The organism is Nocardia terrae, from assembly GCF_009760405.1.
Taxonomy (GTDB): Bacteria; Actinomycetota; Actinomycetes; order Mycobacteriales; family Mycobacteriaceae; genus Nocardia; species Nocardia terrae.
This window is the reverse complement of sequence record NZ_WRPP01000003.1, coordinates 440582-463744: the sequence shown is the minus strand read 5'-3', so window position 1 is coordinate 463744 and position 23163 is coordinate 440582. Positions and strand designations below refer to the sequence as shown.

18 protein-coding genes are annotated in these 23163 nt (G+C 68.5%); 11 read left to right on the top strand and 7 right to left on the bottom strand.

Annotation, left to right across the window (positions count from 1 at the left end; all coding sequences use genetic code 11):
* Positions 1–5 precede the first annotated feature (5 nt).
* Genes GPX89_RS17485 through GPX89_RS17470 form a run of 4 tightly spaced genes read left to right on the top strand, consistent with a single transcriptional unit; the run spans position 6 to position 7528 of the window.
* Complete coding sequence (locus GPX89_RS17485) at positions 6–4733, top strand: non-ribosomal peptide synthetase (RefSeq protein WP_157389126.1); 4728 nt, start codon at positions 6–8, stop codon at positions 4731–4733.
* Between the two features lie 34 nt (positions 4734–4767).
* Complete coding sequence (locus GPX89_RS17480; RefSeq protein WP_157388607.1) at positions 4768–5742, top strand: ATP-binding cassette domain-containing protein; 975 nt, start codon at positions 4768–4770, stop codon at positions 5740–5742.
* The gene (locus GPX89_RS17475; protein WP_328601936.1) at positions 5739–6767 is read left to right on the top strand and encodes an ABC transporter permease; all 1029 of its coding nucleotides are present in this window, start codon (positions 5739–5741) and stop codon (positions 6765–6767) included. Before GPX89_RS17480 ends, GPX89_RS17475 begins: the two co-directional genes overlap by 4 nt.
* Entirely contained in the window at positions 6764–7528 is a 765-nt protein-coding gene (locus GPX89_RS17470; protein WP_328601935.1) for an ABC transporter permease, read from the top strand. The genes GPX89_RS17475 and GPX89_RS17470 overlap by 4 nt, the downstream gene beginning before the upstream one ends.
* A 15-nt stretch (positions 7529–7543) precedes the next feature.
* On the opposite strand, the gene GPX89_RS17465 is transcribed toward GPX89_RS17470, so the two are convergent.
* The 3 genes from GPX89_RS17465 to GPX89_RS17455 form a co-directional block, all read right to left on the bottom strand.
* A complete protein-coding gene (locus GPX89_RS17465) occupies positions 7544–9688 on the bottom strand; it encodes an amylo-alpha-1,6-glucosidase (protein ID WP_157388606.1) in 2145 nt (714 codons plus the stop codon).
* Positions 9678–11066: a glycosyltransferase family 4 protein gene (locus GPX89_RS17460; protein ID WP_235947477.1), complete on the bottom strand. Its 1389-nt coding sequence runs from the start codon at positions 11064–11066 to the stop codon at positions 9678–9680. Before GPX89_RS17460 ends, GPX89_RS17465 begins: the two co-directional genes overlap by 11 nt.
* A gap of 401 nt (positions 11067–11467) precedes the next feature.
* Positions 11468–12592, bottom strand: a complete 1125-nt coding sequence (locus tag GPX89_RS17455; protein ID WP_157388605.1) for an AMP-binding protein — start codon at positions 12590–12592, stop codon at positions 11468–11470.
* Positions 12593–12781: 189 nt separating this feature from the next.
* Here GPX89_RS17455 and GPX89_RS17450 point away from each other — a divergent pair, with 189 nt between their 5' ends.
* Both GPX89_RS17450 and GPX89_RS17445 read left to right on the top strand, forming a co-directional pair.
* Positions 12782–13768, top strand: a complete 987-nt coding sequence (locus GPX89_RS17450) for an ABC transporter substrate-binding protein (protein WP_157388604.1) — start codon at positions 12782–12784, stop codon at positions 13766–13768.
* Positions 13769–13806: 38 nt separating this feature from the next.
* On the top strand, positions 13807–14142 hold the full coding sequence (locus GPX89_RS17445; RefSeq protein WP_157388603.1) for an MmcQ/YjbR family DNA-binding protein: 336 nt from the start codon (positions 13807–13809) through the stop codon (positions 14140–14142).
* Here GPX89_RS17445 and GPX89_RS17440 read toward each other — a convergent pair whose 3' ends face one another.
* Positions 14143–14475, bottom strand: a complete 333-nt coding sequence (locus tag GPX89_RS17440; RefSeq protein ID WP_157388602.1) for a cupin domain-containing protein — start codon at positions 14473–14475, stop codon at positions 14143–14145.
* Positions 14476–14539: 64 nt separating this feature from the next.
* Here GPX89_RS17440 and GPX89_RS17435 point away from each other — a divergent pair, with 64 nt between their 5' ends.
* Positions 14540–15964, top strand: coding sequence for an aminotransferase-like domain-containing protein (locus GPX89_RS17435; protein WP_157388601.1), 1425 nt, complete (start codon positions 14540–14542; stop codon positions 15962–15964).
* 4 nt (positions 15965–15968) lie between these two features.
* Here the strand turns inward: GPX89_RS17435 and GPX89_RS17430 are convergent, their stop codons facing one another.
* Together GPX89_RS17430 and GPX89_RS17425 are read right to left on the bottom strand one after the other, a co-directional pair.
* Positions 15969–18023, bottom strand: a complete 2055-nt coding sequence (locus tag GPX89_RS17430) for a M13 family metallopeptidase (protein ID WP_328601934.1) — start codon at positions 18021–18023, stop codon at positions 15969–15971.
* 101 nt (positions 18024–18124) lie between these two features.
* The gene (locus GPX89_RS17425) at positions 18125–20173 is read right to left on the bottom strand and encodes a M13 family metallopeptidase (RefSeq protein ID WP_157388600.1); all 2049 of its coding nucleotides are present in this window, start codon (positions 20171–20173) and stop codon (positions 18125–18127) included.
* A 313-nt stretch (positions 20174–20486) separates the two neighbouring features.
* Between GPX89_RS17425 and rplN the strand changes: the two genes are divergently transcribed.
* Genes rplN through GPX89_RS17405 form a run of 4 tightly spaced genes read left to right on the top strand, consistent with a single transcriptional unit; the run spans position 20487 to position 21929 of the window.
* On the top strand, positions 20487–20855 hold the full coding sequence (gene rplN, locus GPX89_RS17420; protein WP_033090674.1) for a 50S ribosomal protein L14: 369 nt from the start codon (positions 20487–20489) through the stop codon (positions 20853–20855).
* A gap of 2 nt (positions 20856–20857) precedes the next feature.
* Positions 20858–21172: a 50S ribosomal protein L24 gene (gene rplX, locus GPX89_RS17415; protein ID WP_033090673.1), complete on the top strand. Its 315-nt coding sequence runs from the start codon at positions 20858–20860 to the stop codon at positions 21170–21172.
* Between the two features lies 1 nt (position 21173).
* Positions 21174–21740, top strand: coding sequence for a 50S ribosomal protein L5 (gene rplE / locus GPX89_RS17410; RefSeq protein ID WP_157388598.1), 567 nt, complete (start codon positions 21174–21176; stop codon positions 21738–21740).
* Positions 21741–21743: 3 nt separating this feature from the next.
* Positions 21744–21929 carry a type Z 30S ribosomal protein S14 gene (locus tag GPX89_RS17405; protein WP_029923637.1) on the top strand — a complete coding sequence of 62 codons (186 nt, stop codon included), beginning with the start codon at positions 21744–21746 and terminating at the stop codon, positions 21927–21929.
* Positions 21930–22025: 96 nt separating this feature from the next.
* Here GPX89_RS17405 and GPX89_RS17400 read toward each other — a convergent pair whose 3' ends face one another.
* Positions 22026–23006: an NYN domain-containing protein gene (locus GPX89_RS17400; protein ID WP_157389121.1), complete on the bottom strand. Its 981-nt coding sequence runs from the start codon at positions 23004–23006 to the stop codon at positions 22026–22028.
* Positions 23007–23163: the final 157 nt, after the last annotated feature.

Here is a 23163-nt window from a genome sequence, read left to right as displayed (position 1 = left end):
AGCACATGGCCGTCGACCGGACCGAGCCCGCCGAGATCGAAGACGTACTCGCGTTGAGCCCGCTGCAGCAGGGGCTGTTCTCGCTGGCCAGGCTGGCCGCCGACGGCGTCGATCTCTACACCATGCAGTTCGTCATCGATATCGGCGGACCGCTGGACGTGGGAGTGCTGCGCCGCAGCGTCGAGGTGCTGTTGGAGCGGCACCCCAACCTGCGGGCCGCCTTCTGGGATCGCGACCTGCCCAAGCCGGTGCAGATCGTGCCCACCTGGGTGGACCTGCCCTGGACCGAAATCGAGGCGCGGCCGGAGGAATTCGATGCCCTCGCCGCGGCCGACCGGGAGCGGGCGTTCGACCTGGGCAAGGGCCCGGCCCTGCGGGTGACCCTGGTGAACCTGCCCGGCGAGCGCCGCCGCCTGATCCTCACCACCCATCACATCCTCATGGACGGCTGGGCGGTCGCGGTGTTCTTCCGCGAACTCATCGCGGTGTACGAGGCCGGGGGAACGGCCGACACCCTGCCCGCCCCGCGCCCCTACCGCGACTACATCGGCTGGCTCGCCGCCCAGGACACCGCCGCCGCGAGCCGCGCCTGGGCCGACTACCTGAGCCCGCTCTCCGACCCGCTCATGCTGGCCGACGCGGGCGCGGCCGCGGTCGGCGCCGCCATTCCCGAACGCACCCGCCACTACCTGGACCCGGACGAGACCCAGCGCCTGGTCCACTGGGCGCGCACCAACGGCCTCACCCTCGGCACCGTCGTGCAATTCGCCTGGGCCGTCGTGCTTTCCCGCCTCACCGACCGCCGCGACCTGATCTACGGCACCACCATCTCCGGCCGCCCCGACACCCTGCCCGGCGTGGAAACCATGATCGGCCTGTTCATCAATACCGTCCCGGCCCGAGTCGTCCTCGACCGCACCGCCACCGTCCGCGACCACTGCCGCACCCTGCAACGCGAGCAAGCCGCCATGCGCGACAGCGGCTACCTGAGCCTGTCCACCATCCAGCGCACCGCCGGCCACGGCCCCCTCTTCGACGTCCTGTTCGTCTTCGAGAACGCCCCCATCGGCGCGGCCACCGACCCCATGGTCACCACCGACGGCACCCGCTTCCTCCCGGTAGCCATGGAAAGCCTGGTCCACTACCCCCTTTCGGTGGTCTCGCATTTGGAGGACGACCGCCTCGTCGTCGTACTCGAGGCCATCGCCGAAGCTCTGCCCCACCTCTCGGTTCAGGACATCGGTGCCCGCGTCCTGTCCGTCCTGCGCCAACTTCCCGACCACACCGACTCCATCCCGGACCTCCTGGATGTCCTGCTGCCCGCCGAACGGGCCGAGCTCGACAGTCAGCGTGGAGCTGGAGCGTCGACGCTCGGCGGTGCGGCGGGCGCGGATGGCCCGAGCCGCGCGGACGCTGCCCCGCAAACCCCGCTCGGCGTGCTGGACCTGTTCCAGCGACATGTAGCGTCCACCCCCGACGCACCGGCCTTGAGCGTCGCGACCGCGCGTTTCACCTACCGGGAGCTGCACGCCGCGGCGGGACGCCTGGCCACGGAGCTCGCGGCGCGGGGCATCGGCCCGGAAGACGTGGTGGCCCTGGCGCTTCCGCGCTCCGCCGAATCGATCATCGCCATCCTCGCGACCCTGTACACGGGCGCGGCATACGTCCCCATCGACATCTCGGCCCCGCCCATGCGAACCGCCTCGATCCTGCGTCAGGCCGACCCCGCCCTGATCCTGACCTCCGAGGCGTGCCTCCCACTCATCCACGCCGCCCACCGCCAAATCGTCGAGTGGCGCAGCACTGAGGCGAATCCGGACGAATCCCCTCGCTGGTGTGCCGTTCGACAGGAGGGTGGGGGCGCGGCGCGAACGCTGGTGGTGGATGACGCGGTCGTTGCCGCACGCATTGCGGCCGGGCCGATTTCGGCGCCTCGGGAGGTGCATCCCGACGCTTGCGCCTATCTGATCTTCACCTCGGGATCCACCGGTGAGCCGAAGGGTGTGATGGGTACGCGGGCCGCGCTGGCCAGCTACTTCGCTGATCACCGGGATCGGGTGTACCTGCCCGCGCGGGCGCGGCTGGGGCGGGCGTTGCGTATCGCGCACGCGTGGTCATTGAGCTTCGACGCGTCCTGGCAGCCCATGATCGGGCTGTTCGACGGGCATGCCGTGCATCTGTTCGACGAGACCGAGATGCGTGACGCGCGGGGGCTGGTCGAGGGGATCGTTCGGCATCGGGTGGACATGATCGACACCTCGCCGTCGATGTTCGCGCAGCTCGAGGCGGCCGGGCTGGTGGACGGCGATCACCTGACCGTGCTGGCGCTCGGTGGCGAGGCGATCGGACCGGCGTTGTGGGAGCGGCTGCGGGCGCTGCCCGCCACGGCCGTCTACAACTGCTACGGGCCGACCGAGACGACGGTCGAAGCCGTCGTCGCGACGGTCAACACCGGTGGGATGGAGGATCTTTCGCAGGCCGGGTCCGTTCCGGTGATCGGTCGACCGGTGGATCGGATGGCGGGTTACGTCCTGGATTCCGGGCTACGGCCGGTGCCGCGCGGCGTGGTCGGCGAGCTGTACCTGTCCGGCGCGCAGCTGACCCGCGGGTATGTCGGCCGGGCCGCGCAGACCGCGGACCGCTTCGTCGCCGACCCGTTCCGGACCGGCGTGCGGATGTACCGCACCGGAGATCTGGTGCGGCAATTGCCCTCCGGGGAAATCTCTTATCTGGGGCGGGCCGATGATCAGGTGAAGATCCGCGGCTATCGCATCGAGATCGGCGATATCGAATCGGCGCTGCTGGAGTTGTCCGGCGTGCGGGAAGCCGCGGTCGTGGTGGTCGATCGGCCCAGCGGGCCGACACTGGTCGGGTTCGCGGTGGCCGAGGACGAGGCCACCGGAATCATGCTGCGCGCCAGGCTCTCCGAGCGGCTGCCCGCCTACATGGTGCCCGCCCGCATCGTCCTGCTGCCCGCCATGCCGGTCACCCCCAACGGCAAACTCGACGTGCGCGCCCTCGTCGCCGCGGGCCTGAGCCTGCTCAGTGAATCGAGCACCGGCGTCGCGCCGCGCACCGACACCGAACGCGCCCTGTGCGCGGCCTTCGCCGAGGTGCTGGGCGGCCGCACGATCGGCATCGACGACGATTTCCTCGCGTTCGGCATCGACAGCATCGTCGCGATCTCGCTGGTGGACAAGGCCCGCCGGGCCGGACTCCCGATCAGCCCGGCCATGGTGCTGGCCACGCCGACCGTGCGCGACCTGGCGGCCACCGTGGATGCGCGGGCGGCACAGCGCGAGACGGCCGCGATCGAGCACGGCCCCGCCTACGGCGAGGTGCCCGCGACCCCGATCATGCGCTGGATGTACGAGTTCGGCGGCTACCGCCGGCTCGCACTGTCCACGCTGGTCACACTGCCGTCCGGAATCGACACCGCACGACTGGAAGCCACGCTGCAAGCCGTCCTCGACGGGCACGACATGCTGCGCGCCCGGCTCTCCCACACCGACTCCGGCCCCCGCCTGATCACTCGTGAGCCCGGCGCGGTGCGGGCGGCCGACCTGCTGACCGAGGTGACGGTCGACGGCGATCTCGGTGCGGCACTGGAGCTTCGATCACGCGAAGCCATCGACCGCATCGACCCGGACGCCGGGATCCTGCTGCAGGCGGTGCGGTTGCGGCATTCCCCGGGGGACGTGCTGCTGTTGACGGTGCACCATCTCGCGGTCGATCCGGTCTCCTGGCACATCCTGCTCGGCGACCTCGCCGACGCCTGGCGGCAGCTCGAGTCGGGTGAAACGCCGCGGCTCGCAGTGGAATCCACGTCTTATCGGCGCTGGGGACAACTGCTCGAGGCGCGCCGCCCGAGCCGGGATGTCCAGTCGCAACGCGAATTCTGGGCCACCCAGCTCGCGGGCGGTGACGCCCCGCTCGGCCGCCGCCGCCCCGACCCGCGCACAGACACCTGGGACTCCTACCGGATCACCCCGTCGTTCACCGATGCGGAGGCCACCCGCGGCATCCTGGCCGCGGCGGGCTGGGGTGACCGGGCGGCCGGAATCCACGAATTCCTGCTCACCGCACTGGTTCTGACGCTCAACACCTGGCGGACCGAGCGCGGCCAGGACGCCTCGGCGGGTGCACTGATCGCGATGGAAGGCCATGGCCGCGAGGACGCCCGAGTGGCGGCCGAGGCCGACACCTCACGGACCTCCGGCTGGTTCACCAGCGTCTACCCGCTGCGCCTGGCCGTCGGCTCCGGTCTCGATGTGACCCGCGCTGAAGCCGATCCGGCCGCCGCTGCCGTCCTTTTGGAAACCGTTGCGGCACAGTCGCATATGGTGCCGAACAAGGGACTCGACTATGGCACGATGCGCTACGGCGGCAGCGCGCCGGAATTGTCGGCGCAGGCCGAGCCGCAGGTGCTCTTCGACTACCTCGGCCGCATGGACCTGACCGCGGGCACCGGCACGGATCAGCCGTTCGCTCCCGTCACGGATCTGACCCTGCATCAACGACTCCCGATCGCCCCGGAGCCGGATATGCCGCTGCGTTACGCCCTCGACCTCATCGCCGCGATCCACCCCGGTGAGCAGGGGTCGCAGCTGGTGACCCTGTTCCGATGGAGCGCAATCCTTTTCGAGGAATCGGAGATCGACCGATTCGGTGCGATCTGGCAGCGCTCGGTGGCGGCGCTCACCGCCGCCAATGCCGCGCTCAGCCCCGCCTGAACCGCTCGCCCACCCGACCCGAACGAACATGAGGATGGAGAACCCGGTGTCGCAATCCACCACGGACGCGGCCATAGTCGTCGAAGCCGTCGAGAAGTCCTTCGGCGCTGTACAAGCCCTGCGCGGCATCAGCTTCAGCGCGCCCGCGGGCAGTGTGCTGGGGGTGCTCGGCCCCAACGGCGCGGGCAAGACGACCACCGTCTCGGTGCTGTCCACCCTGGTCCGCCCCGATACCGGCCGGGCCCTGGTGGCGGGCCACGACGTGGTCCGCGAGGCCGATGCCGTGCGCGCCTCGATCATGCTGACCGGCCAATACGCCGCCCTCGACGAGGTGCTCACCGGCCGCGAGAACCTGGTCCTGTTCGCCCGCCTGATGGGCCTGCGCCCCAAGCCCGCTCGGCAGCGCGCCGACGAGCTGCTCGAGCGCTTCGACCTCACCGCGGCCGCCGACCGCCGCGTCGGCCAGTACTCCGGCGGCATGCGCCGCCGCATCGACATCGCCTGCGGCCTGGTGCGATTGCCGAAAGTGGTGTTCCTGGACGAGCCCACCACCGGCCTCGACCCGGTCAGCCGCCAAAGCCTGTGGTCGCTGGTCCGTGAGCTCAAACAGCACGGCGTCACCATCCTGCTCACCACCCAGTACCTCGAGGAAGCGGACGCCCTCAGCGACAACATCATCGTGGTCGACAAGGGCACGGTCATCGCCGAGGGCACCGCCGATCAACTCAAGGCGCGCTCGGGAGCCAGCTACTGCGAGGTGGTCCCGGTCGAAGCGGCCGACGTCCCCGCGGTCCGCACCGCGCTCGAGGGTCTGGGCGAACTCACCGTCCCCGACTCCGCCGACCGCGTCGCCCTGCCCGCCCCCGACGGCGCGGCCACCCTCGGGGAGGTCCTGCGCCGCGTCAACGCCGCGAACATCGACCTGATCGACATCGCCCTGCGCCGCCCGTCATTGGACGAGGTCTTCATCGAACTGACCCGCCCGCAACCGGCCGGAGCCGGCGCGTGAGCCCCGACACCGACGCGCCCACCCCGCCCGCCGCCGACGGTGCGGCACCCCGCTTCACCGCAAGCGCGCCTGCAGGCGTGGCGGCCGCGCCCGCTTCGGGTGGTGCAGCGGCCGGGGGTGTAGCGAGCGCGTCCAGCTGTGTGGCGGCCGAGCCGGTGGCGGGTGGTGCGCACGTCGGTCTCGAAGCGGTCGACTCGCGCCCCGGGTCCGCCGCCGCACCGGCGTCGCCCGCTTCGGCGTCGCGGGGTGCCGCGGTCGCAGGGCGACCGGAGTTGCGTATTCCGGCGGGCTTGCAATGGAAGGCTCTGAGCGGGCGTACTATTCGCGCCGCATTGCGCGAAGGCGACCTGCCTTTCGGATTCGCCGCGCCCATGATCTTCTTCCTGTGCTTCTATGTGCCGCTGCGCAGGTCCATGGAGGCGGGCGGGCTCGACTACGCCCAGTACCTGCTGCCGGTGATCGTGTTGCAGGGCATGTTCTTCACGGCCATGTCCGCCGGGGATCGAGCCGCGCGAGACACCTTCAGCGGCATGGGAACCCGACTGCGGTCCATGCCCGTGCGACCCTGGCTGCCCATGGCCGCGCGGATGTCGGCGAACCTGGTGCGGGCCGTGGCGGCGCTCGCCGGCACGCTGGTGATCGGCCACGTCTTCGGGTTCCAGTTCCACGACTTCGCCGGCGCGGTCGGATTCCTGCTGCTCGCACTGGCTTTCGCCGCGGCCGTCGTGGTCGGCGCGGACACCCTCGGCGTGGCGACCGGCAAGCCGGAGATCGGCGCTTCGGCCCTGCTCGCCCCGCAACTGCTGCTGATCATGATGTCCACCGGTTTCGTTCCGGCCGAGGCGTTCCCCGGCTGGATCCAGCCGTTCGTGCGCGATCAGCCCGTCTCCCAGGCCGCCGCCGCGCTGCGCGGCCTCGCCGACGGTGAATTCCCCACGGCCGTGGCGATTGCCGCCGTCTGGTGCGGTGGGCTGATCGTGCTGTTCGCCGCATTGTCGGTGCTCGTGGAGCGGAGGCGTCCGTGAAAACCCTGCTGGATCAGAGTCTCGTCGAGGCCGGCCGGCTCATGCGCCGCTGGCCGCGCGAGCAGGAAGTGCTCACCTCCACCCTCATCCTGCCCGTCCTGCTGCTGCTCATGTACCAACTCGTGCTGGACAAGGTGCTCACGAACACCTCGGGCGCGGACGCCATCTACGGCTTCGTCCCGATGATCGCGATCACCGGGGCCATGTACGGCGCCATGGGCACCGGCCTGTCCCTGCACGCCGAACGCGAGAGCGGCCTGCTGCGCCGCTTCTGGGTACTGCCCGTGCACCGCTCGGCCGGACTGCTCGGCCGGCTGCTCGCCGAATGCGGGCGCACGCTGGCCGGGACGGTCGTCATCGTGCTGCTGGGCGTGGCCCTCGGCCTGCGCTTCCACGAAGGACCGTGGGGCGCACTCGGTTCCGTCCTGATCCCGGTCCTGCTCATCCCCGGTTTCGCAACCATGGTGATCACCGTCGGCGTCAGCCGCGTGGGCGACAAGGTGGTTCAGCTCTTCGCCGCCGTCACCCTGCTGGGCATGTTCTTCAACTCCGGCTTCGTCCCCGTCGAGAACTACCCGCACTGGCTCCGGCCCGTGGTCCGCGCCCAGCCCATGAGCTGCGCCATCGAGGCCATGCGCAACCTCACCGTGGGCGGCCCGATCGCCGCCCCGGTCCTGCAGACGTTGGCCTGGTCCGCCGGTCTCGCAGCGGTTTTCGGGGCTTTCGCCCTGCGCGGCATCCGGGCGGCCGCGCAGAGCTGACCCCGATCACCGCTCTCAGTGCGTGACCAGCCGCCAATCGTCGGGCAGGTTGGTGGCGGTCACGCGGTCACCCTCCACGGCCAGGTCGATGACCGCACCGCCGAGGCGCAGGTCGGTCAGTTCGACGCGGCCCCACCGGGCGGGCAGATGCGGCAGCACCGTCAGGGTGCGATGCGCGACATCGGGATCCAGCCCCAGGAAGGAACGGACCAGCAGCAGCGGCGCCGCGCTGGCCCACGCCTGTGGCGAGCAGGAGGTGGGATAGGGCACCGGCGCGGAGAACTTGGAACGCGGGAAACCACAGAACAATTCGGGCAACCGGCCCCCGAAGGCCCCGGCCGCGTCGAGCAGCCCGTCGGCGAGCCGATAGGCCAGCTCCAGCGCCCCGGGAATGTGGCGGTAGCGCAGCAGCCCCGCGACCGCGATCGCGGTGTCGTGCGGCCACACCGAACCATTGTGGTAACTCATCGGGTTGTACGCGCCCATACCGGAACTCAGTGTGCGCAAACCGAATCCGCTGTCCATCTCGGGTGAGGCGAGCTTGCCGATCACGACGGCGGCATGCTCGTCGGTGACGATGCCCGACCACAGGCAGTGCCCGATATTGCTGGTCAGGGAATCCAGTCGGCGTTTGTTGCCGTCGAGACCCACGGCGAACCAGCCCTTCTCGGGCAGCCAGAACGCCTCCGCGAATTTCGTCCGCAGTTCGGCCGCCCGATCGCGCAGGTGACCGGCCGTGGTCGGATCACCGAACTCATCGGCCAGATCCGCCCGCGCCAGCAACGCCGCGTAGACGTAACCCTGCACCTCGCACAGCGCGATCGGCGGTTCCGGCAGCCGCCCGAGCGCGTCGTTGATGCCGTCGAAACTGTCCTTCCAGCCCTGATTGATCAGCCCGCGATCGGTGGCGCGCCGATACTCCACGAACCCGTCCCCGTCGCGGTCCCCGTAGTCGGCGATCCAGTTCAACGCGGAATCGGCGGCGGGCAGCAGCGCCTGCACCGATTCCGTGTCCGCGCCCCAGCGCCGCGCCTGCGCCAGCAGCATGACGAAAAGCGGTGTGGCGTCGATGGTTCCGTAATAGGTCTCCCCGCCCAGCACCTGCCCGCTGGCCGGGCCGCGCCGCATCTCGTGCATGATGCGGCCCGGCTCCTCCTCGGTCATGGGATCCACCCGCTGGCCCTGCATCTCGGCCAGCTGCTGCAGCGTTCCCACCGCCAGGCCGACATCCAATGGCAGCGCCATCCACGCCGTCAGCAGCGAATCCCGGCCGAACAGCGTCATGAACCAGGGCGCGCCCGCCGCCACGAACGGCCGCCCGCCGCGCGAATCGTCGTGGATCTGCAAGGCGCCCAGATCGCTTTCGGTGCGCTCGAGCACCCACGCCAGCTGCGGATCCGACGCGGTGATCTTGGTGGCGGTATCGCGCCAGGCCGCGAGCTTGCGGCTGGGCTCGCTGGCCTCGTAGTGCTCGCCCGGCCGCACGGGGGAGTGGATCGGCTGATTGCCCATGGTGGGCTGGCACACGATCTCGGTCTGCCAGCGCCCACCGGCGGGCACCACCGCCCGCCACGACAGCGAACCCGGCAGCACCAGCGGCGTTTCCGACGACGACACCGCCAAACCCCGGGAGCGATCGGACCGATCGTTGAGCAGCAGCTCCACATCCGCCACGATCACCTCGGCGCGGGCATTGCCGCCGCGACCCTCCTTGACCGCGAACAGGTCGGCGAAATCCGCGTCCACATGCAATTGCAGGTCGACGGCCGTGGTCTCGCGGCCCAGATTCTCCACCGTGATGGTCTCCCGTAGACCGTCGGCCACCAGCCGCTCCCGAACGATCAATACCGTGCTGTCCGCTGCGCCGGCCCGGGGAGGCCGGCGCAGTATGAACCGGGCGGTGAAGGCCTCCGGGGTCAACACCGACAGCGGCTCCGGCCGCTGCCCGTCCAAACGCAACTCCCAGCGTGACAACACCCGCGCGTCCCGGAAGAACAGGCCGTACGGCGTTCCCGTCTCGACATCCCCCAGCTGGTCGGACAGACAGAACGTGCTGCCCTCCACCAGGGTGATCGCGCCACTGCCGCCGATCACGCTGGGTTCGCCGCCGTTCAATGCCTGGGGCACGCCGCCGGGCGCGCTCGGAGTGTCACTGTTCATGGAGACCCTTTCGCCGGGGCACGCGCCGCCGTCGCGCCGCCTTCGGAGTGGAACCGCTGTCCGACACAGGTTTACGGCCCGGCGTCAGCTCGCCGCCGGTCAAGGCATCTGGATGCCCGGAATGCGAGGTACCGCGCGCCGTCACCGTGGACGCGGTCGCCCGCCCGGGACCGGTGCCCGCCGCGCGGACCGGCACCGGGGTGTTCTGATGGGCGGGCGCCGATCCCCAGGTGTGAATGGCGATCCGCGCCGCCCGCCGCGGCCGGTGCTCGCGCACCACCCGCCGATAGATCTCCTCGTACCCGCGGCCGAGCGTATCCGCGCCGAAACGCGCGGCCACATGCGCGCGCATGGCGTGCGGGTCGTAGTCCTGGACTTCCTTGATGGCCGCGGGCAATTCGGCCGGATCATCGCAGACCCGCCCGGTGACCCCGTCCACGATCACCTCGGCGACCGCGCCGCCGCGCAACGCCACCACGGGCGTCCCGCACACCATCGACTCGATCATGACCATGCCGAACGGTTCCTCCCATCGCACCGGGAACACCAGACAGCGTGCCTTCGACAGCAACTCGCGTTTGGCCACGGCATCGGCCATTCCGAACATGTGATCGCGTTCGGTGAGCAAGGGCCGGACCGCACTCTCGAAATAGCGCACCTCGGGCGGCTCGGCGCACTTGCCCGCCAGGATCAGCGGCAGACCCGCCGCGTGCGCGGCGTCCAACGCCAGATGCGGCGCCTTCTCCGCGGTGAACCGGCCCAGGAACAGAGCGTAGTCGTCCTTCTCGACGCGGAAGGGCCAATCCTCCACGCGCAGCGCGTTGTGCACGCGGCCCGCCCAGTTCAGGTCGGGTGCGAGAGCGCGCTGGCGGTCGCTGATCGCCACCAGATGGGCGTCCTCGCCGAGTTCGCGGTAGTAGACGTAGGGGTCGCCGTCGACCGGTCCGTGCACCGTCACCACGGTCGGCAGGCCCAGCTCCCGGGAGACCGGCATGTTCAGCGGCCCCGCGAAAGTGTGATCGTGCACCAGGTCCAGGCCCTCGGTGGCGGCCAGCCGCTCGAGTGCGCGCCGCGCCTTCAAGGCGTGCACCACCTCCGGGAACGGATCGCCCAGACGCTCGGATTGCGCACGGTCCCACAACGATTGGAATTCGCCCTTGGTGCCGTTGACGCCCGCGCCGAGCAGCGTCACCCGATGTCCGCGTTCCACCAGTGCGTCCACCAGATCCGCCACGACCGCCTCGACCCCGCCGTACGCCTTGGGCGGGATGTCGAAATACGGCGGCACCACCATCGCGATGCGCAGGCGGTCACGCGCGACCGACGGGAATTCCAGTGCGGTGTTTGCGGGAACGGACAACGGGGAATGCGTACTCATGACGCCCCTCCTTCCAGGGACACAACCGTCGACGCCCGGATACTGGGACGCCGACCCTGGGCCTGGCCGAAGGAGATCGAAAGCGCTGATGCCGCAGGGCATCGTCAGCACGCTCCGAGTTGAACGCCTGTCGATCGTCGCGCCGGCTGGTGCCCGGCCCGATGCGTGAATGTACGAACGGCGCGGACGACTCCAGCACCGATGATGAGGTCGTCACCGTCGGTCGAACACGGTGACATCAAGGCCCGAGGGCACCCCGAGGCGTCGTCGCGCTCGGCGGCCATTGGGTGATTTCACGATAGCGCCGGAATTCGTGCGAATAGTGCGGATCGGAATTGTTCGGAGGTTCCGCGCACAAAGCTCGGTGCGAAGCTTGCAAATCGGTGCCCCGTTTACGGGCGTCAGGCCGCCGCGTACCCGTCATCCGCCGGGAAATCGGCCGATTCGGACCGTCCGGTCGCCTCGGAAATCGTTGCGGGAGCGTTAGATTCGATCATGTCCAGCACCAGCCAGCCCTCGGCCGTCCAACCGCCGTGGATCTCGGTGCGCACCAGCCGACCGCCCGGTGCGAACGGGTCGTCGACGAATCCCTCGGCGGAACCGTCCAGTTCGAGCGCCAGCGCCGCGCCACCCACGTAGACCCGGCCCGACCGGCCCGGCGGCACCAGCCGCAGCGACTCGTCGAGCACCAGCAGTCGCGCGCCCGGGATCGGGCGCACCCGGCCGGAGCCGTCCAGCGGGCCACGCGCCGCCACGCCCGCGTATTCCGGTGTGGTGTAGGCGAATCCGGCGCAGGAGCCGGGGGACAGTTCCCGCAGCAGCTCCGAAAGCGCGGCCGGGCAATCGCTTCCGAAGACATCCCAGCGCCGCACCGTGGGCAGCGCGGGGGAAGGCAGGAAGGCCAGCCCCGCGAGGGTGTCCGCGTCGGCCGCCACATGGGTCGGGGCGCTCAGGGCGATGAGCTCGGCCAGGGCGGCGGCGTCGGTGCGCTGCGCGGCGGTGGCCAGCACCAGGGTCGCGCCGTCGGCCAGGGCGGCGAGCAGTTCCACGGCGGCTTGCGCGTCGGGGGTCCCCGGGGCGGCGGCGGGCGTATCCCAGCGGGTGGCCAGCAGTCGCACATCCGGGGAGCCGTAGGCGCGGTCGATCGAGCAGTCGCGCCGGTCGGCGACCACGGCCCGGCGATCATCGGCGGCAGCCGCCACCGCGACCGGCTTCAGCCCGGTGCCGCGCGGCCCCAATTCGGCCAGCACCGCGCCGAATTCGGCGGCCGCGGCGATATCGCAGAGCAGGCGGGCCAGATCGTCGAGGGTCGGTCCGGCGGTTCCGGTCACGCCGCCGTCGAGACGTTCGTAGAGTTCGGCATAGGTGAGGATGTGGCCACCGCAGCGCACGGCGGTCCGCAGCGACGGCACGCGGCGACCGCAGTCGATGAGCATGGCGACCGACGGCACGTCGTACAGTTCGACGCCGTTGGCCCATTCGTCCACGAGCCGGTGACGCTCGACGGCGGACAAGACTTCCGGCACCGCACGCTCCATCGTTCCAAACCCCCGGGTTCTTACTTATGCAACCCTAACCTAATCGATCGAGAGCACGGTAGGCCACCCCGATCGGGATCGAATCGGCGACAACGGTCGACAATCTCTCAGGAAATTAGGCTAGGCTCACCTACCGCTCGGCCGACTGGCCGGGTCTCGGCAGACAGGAGAGTCACGATGGCTTCGGCGTTCACCCGGCGATCGCTCACCCGGCGCGCGACCCTGGCGGCCTTCGCGGGCGTGCTCGCGGTCGGCCTCGCGGCCTGCGGCGGCAAGAGCGACGACACCTCGGCGGGCGGCGGCGAACCGGTGACCATCACCCACGCCCTCGGCAGCACCACCGTCACCGGCACGCCCTCCCGCATCGTGGCCCTGGGCAACCAATGGCTCGACACCACCCAGGCCCTCGGCGTCACCCCGGTCGGCTACATCGACAACATCGCGGTCCTCAGCAAGGGCGCGCCCGCGTGGGAACCCGCCGCCCTGTCCGGCGCCAAGGCTCTGCAGACCACCGGCAACCTCGCCGAACAGGTCGCCGCCCTCAACCCCGACCTGATCCTGGCCGACCCCTTCATCGCCGACGCCAAGACCTACGCCGACCTCTCCAAGGTCGCCCCCACCCTCCCCGCCCTCGGCAAGGAGACCATCACCCCCTGGCCCGACCAGGTTCGTGCCCTCGGCCAGGTCCTCCACAAAACCGAGGCCGCCGACAAACTGATCGCCGATCTGAATACCCGCATAGACGGTATCGCCCAACGCAATCCGGCCCTGAAGGGCAAAACCTTCACCAGCTCCTGGCTCGCCGGCCCCTCCCAGCTCATGGTCCTCACCGACCCCAACGACGGCTCCAGCCGCCTGTTCACCCAACTCGGCATGACCATCCCCGCCCCCCTCGTCGCCCAGGGCGGCAACGGCGGCCGCCTGGCCCTCTCCCCGGAACGCCTCGACGAACTCACCGCCGACCTCCTCCTGGCCGGCTACTCACCCGGCATGGACGAAAAGTACCGAGCCCTACCGGGTTACAACGACCTCCCGGCCGTCAAGAAGAACGCCGTAGTCTTCCTCACCGTCCAGGAGATCAGCGCCATCAACCAGCCCACCCCCCTCTCCCTGCCCTACCTCCTCGACAAACTCGACCCCGCCTTCACCAACGCCGCCAAGTAGCCCGCGCGCTTGTCGGACTCGCCTGGAAGCATCGGGGTATGACGACGACCGGGGACGAGGTTCGGGCGGTGGCGCTTTCGCTGGCGCGGACCACGGAGCAGTTCGAGTGGCAGATGCCCACGTTTCGGGTGGCGGGGAAGCTGTTTTTGACGTTGCCGGAGAACGAGACGTCGATGGCGGTGCGGTGCCCGATCGCGGATCGGGACGAGTTGGTGCAGGCCGAGCCGGACAAGTTCTGGATCGCGCCGCACGAGGTGATGAACGCGTGGGTGCGGGTGCGGTTGGCGGCGTTGGACGATGTCGAGGAGTTGGAAGCGATCGTCACCGACTCGTGGCGGCAGGCCGCACCCAGGGAGCTGACGGAATCCGAGTGATCAATTGCCGTATTGGGTGGTCTCGGGTCGTTCGATCAGGACGACGTGGGCGGGTTCGTCGGCGACCGGGCGGTGGCGGACTCCGCGCGGGATGGTGAAAAGCTCACCGGCGGTGAGGGTTACCGGCTGACGGCCCTCGAGTTCCAGGCGGAAGGTGCCGTCCCAGCAGAGGAAGAGTTCGTCCTCGTCGTGGTGGTGCCAAGGGAATTCGCCGTGGATCTGGGCGACGCGGACCACGGAGTCGTTGACCCGGGCCAGTTCTCGCTGTTGGAAGGGGCCGGGAAGGGCGGCGATGGTGGCGGGGATCGAGGCGGCGGTGGTTGTTTCGCTCATGGGGTCAATCGTCGGCAACCGGAGGTGGTGAGGGGAAGGCCAATCGGGCAGGATTGGTTCTGTTATGGATCCAATCGAGGTAACCGAGCGGCTCGGACGGTGGTCGTCCGGGCGCGGGCCGCTGTATGTGCTGCTGGCGGGGCGGTTGCGGCAGCTCATCGATGACGGGGAGTTGGCGGCCGGCGCGGTGCTGCCGCCGGATCGGGTGTTCGCGAAACAGCTGGCGGTGGGCCGGAATACGGTGATCGCGGCGTATGACCTGCTCGAATCCGAGGGGCGGATCGTACGGCGGCGGGGGAGCGGTACCCGGGTGGCCGGGGGCGGCGCCGAGACCGCGAGCGACACCACCAGCGCACCCATGTTCTTGAATCTGCTCGAGCCGCACCCGGATGTGATCTCCCTGGCCTGCGCCGCGCCGGAAGCGCCGCCGGTCGAGGTGACCACGGCCTATGCCGACATGGTGCCGGTACTGGCGGCGATGACGGCCGAAATCGGTTACCACCCGGCGGGTCATCCACCGCTGCGCGCGGCGATCGCGGAACGGTACACCCGGCTCGGCGCACCCACCGGGCCCGAACACATCCTGGTCACCAACGGCGGTCAGCAGGCTTTGTCCCTGCTGGCGCGCGCGTTGGTGCGGCCCGGCGATCGGGTGCTGGTCGAAACACCCACGTATCCCGGTGCATTGGAGGCCTTCCACGAGGAAGCGGCACTGCTCACCACCCTCCCGATCGGATTCCCGGGATTCGAGGCGGCACTCCGGACGCAACGCCCGGCCCTGGTCTATCTGACGCCGACCTTCCAGAACCCCACCGGCGCGGTGCTTTCCGGTCTGCGCCGCCAGCGGATCACGGAAATCACTGCGGCACAAGATGTTCCGCTGATCGCCGACGAGATCACCGCCGATCTGGCCTTCCCCGGCGTCGCGACGCCACCACCGCTGGCCGCCGAAGCCGACGGCGTGATCTCGATCGGCTCATTGAGCAAGAACCTGTGGGGCGGACTGCGAGTCGGCTGGATTCGAGCCGCGGAACCGGTGATCGCCCGCCTGACCCGGCTGCGCGCCGTGCACGATCTGGGCGGGAACCTCCCCGCCCAGCTGGCCGCCACGGCACTGGTGCCGTGCATCGACGCCACGTCCGCAGCGCGCGGCCACCGCCTGCGCGCGGGTCACGACCTGCTGCGCGCGAAACTCGCCGCCGCCCTGCCCGAGTGGGAACTCCCACCGGTCACCGGCGGCCAAACCCTGTGGGTGCGACTGCCTTACGGCGACGGCACCTCCTTCGCCCAGACCGCGCTGCGTCACGGCGTCGCGGTGCTCGCGGGTACCGGTCTGGATCCGGGCGGCGGCAGTGAGGACCGCGTCCGCCTGCACTTCCGGCATCCCGACGCGGTGCTCGGGGCGGCGGTCGAACGGCTCGCCTCCGCGTGGCGGGCCTACCGCCCGCCCGCGAAACGTGTTGCCGCACCGCCACCGCTGGCGGTGTGAGCGGTCAGAAGGTGACGCGCTGGTCCTCGGGGCGGAAGAGTTTGTCGCCGTCCTTCACCTCGAAGGCGGTGTAGAACTCGGCTTGGTTGCGGACCACCTGGTTGGCGCGGAACTCGTCGGGGGAGTGGGTGTCGTTGGCGATCAGGTTCTCGGTGTACTGAGGGGTTTGCTTGGAACGCCAGTTGCGGCCCCAGGATTCGAGCATGGGCTTGTAGTCCGGGTTGTCGACGCCCGCGCGCTTCTGGTTGATGCGGTAGGCGGCGAAAGCCATTTGCAGGCCGCGATTGTCGGCGACGTTCTCGCTCAGCGTGAGGGTGCCGTCGACGTGGTGGGCGGGATCCAGCCCCGCGGGGACCAGACTGTCGTACTGCGCGACGATCTTCTTGGTGCGGTCGTCGAACTTGGCGCGATCCTCGGCCGTCCACCAGTCCTTCAGGTTGCCGTCGGCATCGTACTTGGAGCCCTGATCGTCGAATCCGTGCCCGATCTCGTGGCCGATGACCGCACCGCCCGCGCCGTAGTTGACGGCCGCCTCGGCGTTCTGGTCGAAGAACGGCGGCTGCAGAAACGCCGCGGGGAAGACGATTTCGTTGTTGACCGGCTGGTAGTAGGCATTGACGGTTTGCGGCGTCATACCCCATTCGGTCTTGTCGACCGGCTTGTCCATCTTGTCGAACATCTTCTTGGACTCGAAGACATTGGCGGCGCGCAGGGATTGGATGAGCTGCCCGCGCGTGATGGTCAGCCCGCTGTAGTCCTCCCACTTGTCCGGATATCCGATCTTCACGCCCATCTTGCCCAGCTTCACCAGCGCGGCGTCCTTGGTGGGCTGCGACATCCAGCTGGAATTGGTGAAGTTGTCCTTGTAGGCGGCGACCAGGTCGGCCACCATGTCCAGCGCCCGCTTCTTGGCCTCGGGCGGGAAATGCTTTGCCACATACAGCTTTCCGAGCAGCTCGCCCAGTGTGCCGTCGACGGTGCCGACCGCCGACTTCCAGCGCTCGGGCCGCTGCTGCTGCCCGCTCATCACGGTGCCGAAGAATTCGAAATTGGCATCCGAGATCGCCTTGGGCAGGTATCGCGCGTATTCGCGCACCACCGAGAGCTTCAGGTATTCGCGCCACACGGCGATATCCACGTCGTGCCAGAGCTGCCCGGCCGCGGTGACGAACGACGGTTCGCCCACGATCACCGTCGCGAACAGGCTCTTCGGCCGATCGGTATTGCCGGAAAGCCAAGGATCCCAATCGAATTGCGGAGCCAGCGCCACCATGTCGGTCCACGACATCTTGTTGTAGCTGGCCTCGGTGTTGTGCAGTTTGACGTTGTCCCAGAATCCGGCCGCGATGCGCTTCTCCAGGTCGAAGACCCGCCCCGCCAGTGCCACCGGATCGGCGAAACCCGCACCGGTGGCGATCTTTTCCAGGAAAGTCCGGTACGCGGCCAGCTGGTCGGCGTATTCGGGCTTGCGATAGTACTGCTCGCCCAACCCGATTCCGGACTGCCCGATCGAGGCGATGTACGCGCTGGAGTTCTTGCGGTCCACCGAGACGCTCATGCCCATCAACCCGCCGATCGGCAGCTCGGCCATCACCTTGGCCAGTGCCGCCTTGTCGGCGGCCTTGTCGACGTCGGAGAACATCTCGTTCAGCGGCGTCATGCCCAGCTTCTCGATGGTGTCGACGTCCATCCGCGCGTCGTACAGGTCGCGGATCTTCTGCTCGGGCGTGCCGGACTCGGGGTCCTTGATGCCCTCGATGATCTCCCGCAGCTGCCCCTCGACCCGATCCCCGACCTCGTCGAAGGTGCCGAACGACACCTTGTCCGCGGGCAGCTGGTACTCGGTGAGCCACTTGCCGTTGACGAAGCGGTACAGGTCGTCCTGCGGCCGCACCGCCGGATCCGAGCCGGACAGGTCGGGCCCGGTGAGATGGGTCGAGGTGACCGTGTTCTTCGTATCGCGCCCACACGCGGCCAGCGTGGCGACCGCGGGCGCGAGACCCAGCGCGATCAGAAAACGACGACGGTCGAGACCGGCCGGACGACCCGACGAACTCACAGGCACTACCTCTCCCCGAAGCTGCGATACCGACGCGAGGCTACCGGGGATGGCAGCCCCGCGCGGGATGTCGCGGTCGCCCGGAGGGCATCAGGGCTCGCTCAGAGCGTGACGCGCTGGTCCGGCGGCAGGTATTCCTTGTCGCCTTCCTTCACGTCATAGGTGCTGTAGAACTCGCCGAGGTTCTTCACCACTTGATCGCACCGGAATTCCGCGGGCGAATGCGGGTCGTTCGCGAGCTGATTCTCCAGCGCCTCGTCGGTCATCTTGGTCCGCCAGGTGCGGCCCCAGGATTCGAACATCGACTTGTAGTCGGGAGTATCGGTGCCCTTGCGCTTCTCGGCCATGCGATAGGCCGCCAGCGAAATCTCCAGCCCGCGCAGATCCGCCAGGTTCTCGCCGACGGTCAGCTCGCCGTTCACGTGCTGATCGGCGGGCAGCCCCTCCGGCACCAGCGCGTTGTACTGGTCGATGAGCTGCTGTGTCTTGGCCTGGAACGCCGCCTTGTCCTCGGGCGTCCACCAGTCCTTCAGATTGCCGTCGGCATCGTATTTGGAGCCCTGGTCGTCGAAGCCGTGCCCGATCTCGTGGCCGATCACCGCCCCGCCCGCGCCGTAGTTCACCGCGGGCTCGGCATCCGGGTCGAAGAACGGCGGTTGCAGGAACGCCGCCGGGAACACGATCTCGTTGCCGCTGGGGTTGTAGTAGGCGTTGACGGTCTGCGGCGGCATGCCCCACTCGGACTTGTCCACCGGCGTCCCCAGCCGGTCGAACATCCGCTTCGCTTCGAAAGTGTCCGAGGCGCGCAGGGATTCGACGAGCTTGCCGCGGGTGACGGTCAGCTTGGAGTAGTCCTCCCACTTGTTCGGGTACCCGATCTTGGCGTCGATCTTCTCGAGTTTGGCGATGGCCGCCTCGCGCGTGGGCGGCGACATCCACGTCGAACTCTTGAAGTTCTCCCGGTAGGCGGCCCGCAGGTCGTCGACCATCTCCAGCGCCCGCTTCTTGGCCTCGGGCGGGAAATGCTTGTCCACGTAGAGCTTTCCGAGCGCCTCGCCCACGGTGCCGTTGACCGTGCTCACGGCCGCCTTCCACAGGTCCGGCCGCTGCTTCAGCCCCGACATCTCCTTGCCGAAGAAGTCGAAGTTCGGGTCGGCGATGGCCTTGGGCAGGTAGGTCGCGAACGCCCGCACCAGACCCAGCTTCAGATACTCCCGCCAGGCGGCGATATCGACATCGGCCCACAGCTGCGCCGCACCCGTGATGAACGACGGCTCGCCCACGTCGACCTTGTCGAACAGGTTCTTCGGCCGATCGGTGGTGCCCGAAAGCCAGGGGTCCCAATCGAATTGCGGTCCGAGCGCGGTCAGCTCCGCCCAGGTCTTCAGGTTGTAGGTGGCGTCGGTGTCACGCAGTTTCACGTTGTCCCAATGGAATCCGGCGATTCGCGTCTCCAGGTCCACCACCCGGTCGGCCAGCGCGGTCGGATCCGGGAAACCGGCCCCGGCCGCGATGCGCTGCATGTAGGTCCGGTACTTGGCGAGCTTGTCGGCGTACTTGGGATCGCTGTAGTACTGCTGATCCAGGCCGAGCCCGGCTTGGGAGACCGACGGCAGATAGGCGTTGGAGTCCTTGGGGTCGGGGCCGACCCCGATGCCGATCAGCCCCACGCCCGGCAGCGCGCCCATCACCTTCGCCAGCTCGGGCTTGGCCGCCGCCTTGTCGATCTGATCGAAGAGATCCTGCAGCGGCGTCATGCCGAGCTTCTCGATCTCGTCCTTGTCCATCCGCCCGTCGTAGAGATCGCGGATGCGCTGCTCGTCGGTCCCGGACTTGGGGTTGTGGATACTCTCGATAATGTCCTTGAGCTGCTGCTGCACCCGCTCCTGGACCTCGTCGAAGGTGCCGAAGGACACCTTGTCGGGCGGCAGCTGGTACTCCTTCAGCCACTTCCCGTTGACGAAGCGGTACAGGTCGTCCTGCGGCCGGATCGCCGGATCCGAGCCGGACATGTCGGGCCCGGTCAGCTGCGCCGAGGCATTCGCCGTCTCGGATTTCGTGGAACAGGCGGGCAGTGCGGCCACCGCGGGCACCAGGCCCAGAGCGATCAGGAACTTGCGGCGGTCGAGAGCAGGACGCTCGGACGTCAACGCGGATCTCCTCTACCGGGATAATCGGATAGCTCGGACGTTGCTCGCGCCGACGCTAATCGACCCGGCTGAGGAACCCCTGAATCCGCGCCGAGCGGGTGCCCGCGACCCCGATTTGGGTCCGACCTGGGGCTTCGTTACTATGGACCGGTTGCCTGCGGGAGCTATGCCCGCACTTCGGCCGCGAACCCACAGTGGTTGATCTCCAGCTTGGTGTGAAACCGCTGGCAGGCGTGCGTTTGAAGGGCAACTGACCATGCCCGTCGGGTCGGCAATCCGGCGTGCATTTCGTCCAGGTCTAGGAGGAGCTGAAGTGATTCAGCAGGAGTCGCGACTGCGCGTCGCCGACAACACGGGTGCGAAGGAAATCCTCTGCATCCGCGTTCTCGGTGGTTCGTCGCGTCGCTATGCCGGCATCGGTGACATCATCGTCGCCACTGTCAAGGACGCCATCCCCGGTGGCAACGTCAAGAAGGGCGAGGTCGTCAAGGCCGTCGTCGTGCGCACCGTCAAGGAGCGTCGTCGCCCGGATGGCTCGTACATCAAGTTCGACGAGAACGCCGCGGTGCTCATCAAGGCGGACAACGATCCGCGTGGCACCCGCATCTTCGGCCCGGTCGGCCGTGAGCTGCGTGAGAAGCGTTTCATGAAGATCGTCTCGCTCGCCCCGGAGGTGCTCTAACTATGAAGGTGCACAAGGGCGACACGGTCATCGTCATCTCGGGCAAGGACAAGGGCGCCAAGGGCAAGGTCATCCAGGCCTACCCGGCGACCGGCAAGGTCCTCGTCGAGGGCGTGAACCGCATCAAGAAGCACGTCGCGAACTCCGCGAACCAGCGTGGCGCCAGCTCGGGCGGCATCGTCACCCAGGAAGCGCCGATCCAGGCCTCCAACGTGATGGTCGTCGACTCCGACGGCAAGCCGACCCGCGTGGGCTTCCGCACCGATGAGAACGGCAAGCGGGTCCGCATCTCCCGTCGCAACGGGAAGGACATCTGAGATGACTTCTACTGAGAACAAGGTGCAGCCGCGCCTGAAGGCGCGCTACCGCGCCGAGATCAAGGACGCGCTGCAGAGCGAGTTCAACTACGCCAACGTGATGCAGATCCCGGGCGTGGTGAAGGTCGTCGTCAACATGGGTGTCGGCGACGCCGCCCGTGACGCCAAGCTGATCAACGGTGCGGTCGCCGACCTCACCCTGATCACCGGCCAGAAGCCCGAGATCCGTAAGGCCACCAAGTCCATCGCGCAGTTCAAGCTGCGTGAGGGCATGCCGATCGGCGCGAAGGTCACCCTGCGCGGCGACCGCATGTGGGAGTTCCTGGACCGCCTGATCTCCATCGCGCTGCCCCGTATCCGCGACTTCCGCGGCCTGTCGCCGAAGCAATTCGACGGCAACGGCAACTACACCTTCGGTCTCTCCGAGCAGTCCATGTTCCACGAGATCGACGTCGACAAGATCGACCGTCCGCGTGGTATGGACATCACCGTGGTGACCACGGCCACCAACAACGAAGAAGGCCGTGCCCTGCTCAAGCACCTCGGCTTCCCGTTCAAGGAGAACTGATCCATGGCTAAGAAGGCTCTGATCAACAAGGCCAACGCGAAGCCGAAGTTCGCCGTGCGTGCCTACACCCGCTGCCAGCGTTGCGGCCGTCCGCACGCTGTCTACCGCAAGTTCGGCCTGTGCCGTGTCTGCCTGCGCGAGATGGCCCACCGCGGCGAGCTCCCGGGCGTCCACAAGTCGTCCTGGTGACTTACCGGTCCTCGTGACCGCGTAATACCAATCCCGAAGGCCCCCGCCGAGATTCGTCTCGGCGGGGGCCTTCGGCGTTCGCGTCGCTCGTTACGTCTACTCCTCGTCGTGGATCTCCCAGAACCGTGCCCTGAGCCGGCAGCGGACCTGCTCGTTGAGGTCATAGCATTGGATCGAATCCGATACGTCCTGCAACAGCGCGCGGTCGATCTCCGGAGGGATCCATGGTTTCGCACGCTGCAGTTCCAGTTTCTCTTCGGCGCTGGCGCTTTCGCGGAACGAGGCGAGCACCCGCCGCACCACCTCATCGATGTATTTCTCGTGTTCGTCGCCGTATCCCGGTAACACGTGGGCGGGTGATCCCGTCGACACGGTGTAGGCGAGGACGCTCGTTGGGCGGGCCGCGGCCGGGTCCACGGACAGGCTCGCGAGGTCGCGAGGTGTCGGGAAAGCCGGCCGGGGCGCTGCGGCAGCGGGTCGCGGTGATGTGGCGGCCGGTCGCGCGGGGATCGGTTTGGGTTCCGGCCGGCGATCGACCTTCAGTACCGCGGCATCGACCGTGTCGCCCCCGATGATGTCGAGTTCGTCGGCGGCCAGAATCAGGTGCTTGCTCACCGCGTGCGCCTTCTTGTCCGTGTTGGGCACCGCCAGCAGCACGACTTGCACCCCGTGTACCTGCGCCTCTTCGACCGCTTCGGTGAGATCGTCGTCGCCGGAGAGCAGGAAGAACACATCGGATGCGTTGTTTCGGGCATGGGCCACCAGATCGAGCCCGATGCGCAGATCGACCCCTTTCTGCTCCCCGTTGACCCCGAACCGACCCAGGCGGAGCTTGACTCTGGGCAATTCCCCGATGCGTTCCTGCTGCACGTCGGGCACGCCGTTGCGGGCGGAGTCGTACCAATGCGCGCGCAGCATCGGCAGGCCCGAACGAGTTTCGGCGAGCTGCGCCAGCGATTTGATCAGTTTGTCGTAATCGACGTGGATTCCGCTGCGCAGTGAGGTCCCGGTGACGCGAGTAGCGGCGGAAGCGAGTAGATAACCAGCATCGATATAGAGGGAGCAGGTAGACCTCATCCAACCACTATGACAGTTGCGGGACAGGGCTTTACAGCGATCGCCACCTATACGCCGGACGACCCGCCGACAGTCGCGACCGCGGTATGAGGGCGGCGAAGACCTGACCGTCCCCTCCAGCATTGCGGCCAGGGCGTCGCCGGGAACCAATCCTGTC

Bases quoted from the DNA above. Each gene is read 5' to 3' on its own strand.
- GPX89_RS17485 (WP_157389126.1), top strand. From the start codon at position 6: ATGGCCGTCGACCGGACCGAGCCCGCCGAGATCGAAGACGTACTCGCG.
- GPX89_RS17480 (WP_157388607.1), top strand. From the start codon at position 4,768: ATGGAGAACCCGGTGTCGCAATCCACCACGGACGCGGCCATAGTCGTC.
- GPX89_RS17465 (WP_157388606.1), bottom strand. From the start codon at position 9,688: ATGAACAGTGACACTCCGAGCGCGCCCGGCGGCGTGCCCCAGGCATTG.
- GPX89_RS17460 (WP_235947477.1), bottom strand. From the start codon at position 11,066: ATGAGTACGCATTCCCCGTTGTCCGTTCCCGCAAACACCGCACTGGAA.
- GPX89_RS17450 (WP_157388604.1), top strand. From the start codon at position 12,782: ATGGCTTCGGCGTTCACCCGGCGATCGCTCACCCGGCGCGCGACCCTG.
- GPX89_RS17445 (WP_157388603.1), top strand. From the start codon at position 13,807: ATGACGACGACCGGGGACGAGGTTCGGGCGGTGGCGCTTTCGCTGGCG.
- GPX89_RS17440 (WP_157388602.1), bottom strand. From the start codon at position 14,475: ATGAGCGAAACAACCACCGCCGCCTCGATCCCCGCCACCATCGCCGCC.
- GPX89_RS17435 (WP_157388601.1), top strand. From the start codon at position 14,540: ATGGATCCAATCGAGGTAACCGAGCGGCTCGGACGGTGGTCGTCCGGG.
- rplX (WP_033090673.1), top strand. From the start codon at position 20,858: ATGAAGGTGCACAAGGGCGACACGGTCATCGTCATCTCGGGCAAGGAC.
- rplE (WP_157388598.1), top strand. From the start codon at position 21,174: ATGACTTCTACTGAGAACAAGGTGCAGCCGCGCCTGAAGGCGCGCTAC.
- GPX89_RS17405 (WP_029923637.1), top strand. From the start codon at position 21,744: ATGGCTAAGAAGGCTCTGATCAACAAGGCCAACGCGAAGCCGAAGTTC.
- GPX89_RS17400 (WP_157389121.1), bottom strand. From the start codon at position 23,006: ATGAGGTCTACCTGCTCCCTCTATATCGATGCTGGTTATCTACTCGCT.